Here is a 3,325-nt window from a genome sequence, read left to right on the forward strand (position 1 = left end):
CGGCCGGGCACCCGCCCGGCCGTCCCCCTTCTCCGGTCCGCCGTCAGCGGGCGGCGAGGGCCTCGATCTCGCGCAGCACCTCGTCCGGGGTCGGCAGCGCCGCGCTCTCCGCGGCCGCGGCACGGGCCCGCTCCTTGTACCGGGGGTCCTCGAGGATGTCGCGGCAGCCCGCGACGATCACCTCGCCCGGATCCCGTCCCGCCTGCGCCCGGTGCGGGTCCACCAGCACGGCGGCCCCGAAGCCGCTGACGGACTCCGCGACGGCCTTGCCGTAGCCGTTGTCGGGGACGATCAGCTGGGGCACCCCCGCGTTGATCAGCGTCATGGCCGTCGTGGCGCCGCCGTGGTGGACCGCCAGGTCGCAGGTGGGGGCCACCACGTCCAGCGGGATCCAGCCGATGCGCACGTCGCCCAGCTCGGCGCCGAAGCGCTCGGCGGCCTCGGGGAGCGCCGCGATCAGCACCTCCACCCCGGCCCCCGTCAGCTCGTCCACCAGGCGGCTCAGCGAGGCGCCGGCGGTGTCCAGCAGCAGGTTGCGGGTGCCCGCCGTGATCAGCGCCCGGCGACGGCCCTCGGGACGGGTGTACATCCACGGCTCGACCCGGCGCTGGCTCACCCGGGGGACCCAGCGCATCGCCCGCGCCACGGGAGCGCCGGGCGGGCGCAGCGACGGCGGGCACAGGTCGATGAAGAGGTCGGGCGCCGGCAGCTCGGTCAGTCCGAGGCGCTCCAGCTGCGGCTGGAGCTCCTCCACCGCCGTGCGGTCACGGCGCGCCATCGGGGCGATGTGCCAGATGTGGCGGACGTAGGGCACCTTGAGCCGGGCGGCGATCACCCGGGGGACGTGGGACAGGCCGCCGACGACCAGGTCGGGGCTCCACTGCCCGGTCAGCTCCAGCAGCGCGTCGATGCGGCCGGCGGCCGTCATGGCGTCCTGGCCGTAGCGCATCCGCTCGGGGGTGATGCAGACCGCGGGGAGCCCGACGGACTGTGCGGCCGCCATCAGCGGTTCGTCGGCGGCCAGCAGGATCTCGTGGCCGGCGTTGCGGGCGGCGGCGGCGAGGGGGGCGACGCCGAAGACGGCCGCCTGGCTGCCACCGACGGTGAACAGTATTTTCATGGCTGTCGCACTTCTTCCGTTGGGGATCGCGGGGGCTGCGCGGTGCGGTGCCCGGCCTCAGCCGGCCTGGGCCATCTCCATGACGTACCGGCCGTAGGAGGAGTGGGCGAGGCGGCTGCCGAGCCGGAAGCAGGACTCCCGGTCGATGTAGCCCATCCGCCAGGCGATCTCCTCCAGACAGGCGATGCGCACGCCCTGACGGTGTTCCAGCACCTGGACGTAGTCCCCGGCCTCCATGAGCGCGTCGTGGGTTCCGGTGTCCAGCCAGACGAAGCCGCGGCCCAGCGGGATCAGCTGGGCCTCGCCGCGCTCCAGGTAGACGCGGTTGAGGTCGGTGATCTCCAGCTCGCCGCGTTCGGAGGGCCGCAGCTGGCGGGCGATGTCGACGACCTGGTTGTCGTAGAGGTACAGCCCGGTGATCGCCATGTTGGTCTGCGGATCGGCGGGCTTCTCCTCCAGGGCGATGAGTCTGCCCTGCTCGTCGAGGGTGCCCACGCCGTAGCGCTCGGGGTCGCGCACCGGGTAGCCGAACAGGACACAGCCCTTGATGTCCTGTGCGGCCCGCTGGAGCATGGGCCCGAACTCGTAGCCGTGGAAGATGTTGTCGCCCAGCACCAGGGCGACGGAGTCGTCCCCGATGTGGTCCGCGGAGACCAGGAACGCGTCGGCGAGCCCGCGGGGCTTGTCCTGTTCCGCGTAGGTCAGCGTGATGCCCAGCCAGGACCCGTCGCCCAGCAGCCGCCGGAACATCTCGGAGTCCTCGGGCGTGGTGATGATCTCGATTTCGGTGATCCCCGCCAGCATGAGCGCCGAAAGCGGGTAGTAAATCATCGGCTTGTCGTAGACCGGGAGCATTTGCTTGGAGACCCCGAGAGTGATCGGATGGAGCCTCGTGCCATTGCCGCCGGCCAGGATGATGCCCTTCACCGTGGCGCCTCCTCAGTAACTTCGTGCCAATTAGGCAGTGCTCGCACTTTATCGGCGTCCACCACCCGGCCGAAAGGCTCGTCGGCGCCCTCCCCTTCGCACGGCTTCCTTTGTTGACAGCCGTGGCTCTGCTTACTCAGGCTGACGGCATACCGGTTCAGGCATGCGCATTTACTGTCGTCGTTTAGGTGGACCTGTGGAAATCGAAGATCTGACGCCCGTTCTCGAATCCGAGCAGAGGGCCGGTATCGGCATCATCGGATGCGCCGACATCGCCGTGCGCCGAGCCCTCCCCGCGATCGGCCGCTCGCCGTTCCGACTGACGGCGATCGCGAGCCGCTCCCGGGAGAAGGCCGCGACCGCGGCGGCCGCCGCCGGCTGCGCGGCCGTCGAGGGCTACGAGCGGCTGCTGGAGCTGCCCGGCATCGACGCGGTCTACATCCCCCTGCCGAACAGCGAGCACGCCAAGTGGGCGCACCGGGCGCTGGAGGCGGGCAAGCACGTCCTGCTGGAGAAGCCCGCGGTGCCCGCCGAGGGGACGGCCCGCGAGCTCGTCGCGCTCGCCGAGGAACGCGGGCTGGTCGTCATGGAGAACTTCGCGTTCCTGCGGCACCCCCAGCACGCGCAGGCGCAGGCCCTGGTGGCCGACGGGGCGATCGGGGAACTGCGCTCCTATCACGGCGCGTTCGGCATTCCGCCGACCGATCCGCGCGGGATCAAGTACCAGGCCGACCTCGGCGGCGGGGCGCTGTGGGAGGTCGGCTGCTATCCGGTGCGCGCCGCCCAGGAGTACCTCGGGCCGTCGGCGCGGGTCCTGGGCGCGGGCCTGAAGTCGGATCCGGACCTGGGCGTGGACGTCGCCGGGGCGGCGCTGCTGGGCGACGACGACGGCGTCAGCGCGAACTGCTCCTTCGGCCTGTCCCACGGCTACCGGTCGGCCTACGAGCTGTGGGGGAGCGAGGGGCGGCTGGTCCTGGAGTGGGCGTTCACGCCCTCGGTCGGCGCCCGTCCCGTGCTGCGGCTACAGCAGAAGGACCGCGAGACGCAGCTGCTCGCCCCGGCCTCGGACCAGTTCCTCGGCGTGTTCACCACGTTCCACGAGGCCGTGCGCGACCCGGCGGCCCGGGCGCAGCACCACCGCGAGCTGGTGCGCCAGGCGAGGCTGATGGAGGACATCCGCGCGCACGCCCTGGGCGGGCGCACCCGGTGAGCGAGGGCCGGTGAGGCACCGGGTCCGGGGAAAGAAGGAACGGCGGCCGGCGTCCCAGGGACGCCGGC

The 3,325-nt window shown here is 72.1% G+C and carries 3 protein-coding genes; 1 reads left to right on the forward strand and 2 read right to left on the reverse strand.

The features are described 5' to 3' along the window. Window positions 1–43: 43 nt before the first annotated feature. Both KMS84_RS26975 and rfbA read right to left on the reverse strand, forming a co-directional pair. Window positions 44–1,120 carry a nucleotide disphospho-sugar-binding domain-containing protein gene (locus tag KMS84_RS26975; protein ID WP_256919048.1) on the reverse strand — a complete coding sequence of 359 codons (1,077 nt, stop codon included), beginning with the start codon at window positions 1,118–1,120 and terminating at the stop codon, window positions 44–46. Between the two features lie 57 nt (window positions 1,121–1,177). Beyond that, window positions 1,178–2,047: a glucose-1-phosphate thymidylyltransferase RfbA gene (gene rfbA, locus KMS84_RS26980; protein WP_256919049.1), complete on the reverse strand. Its 870-nt coding sequence runs from the start codon at window positions 2,045–2,047 to the stop codon at window positions 1,178–1,180. A 196-nt stretch (window positions 2,048–2,243) separates the two neighbouring features. Between rfbA and KMS84_RS26985 the strand changes: the two genes are divergently transcribed. Further along, the gene (locus KMS84_RS26985; protein ID WP_256919050.1) at window positions 2,244–3,257 is read left to right on the forward strand and encodes a Gfo/Idh/MocA family protein; all 1,014 of its coding nucleotides are present in this window, start codon (window positions 2,244–2,246) and stop codon (window positions 3,255–3,257) included. The last annotated feature ends 68 nt before the right edge of the window (window positions 3,258–3,325 follow it).

It is taken from the genome of Streptomyces hilarionis (assembly GCF_024539675.1).
Classification (GTDB): domain Bacteria; phylum Actinomycetota; class Actinomycetes; order Streptomycetales; family Streptomycetaceae; genus Streptomyces; species Streptomyces hilarionis.

What these genes read in the sequence shown, in the direction of transcription:
- KMS84_RS26975 (WP_256919048.1), bottom strand. Translation starts at nt 1,120, where the DNA reads ATGAAAATACTGTTCACCGTCGGTGGCAGCCAGGCGGCCGTCTTCGGC.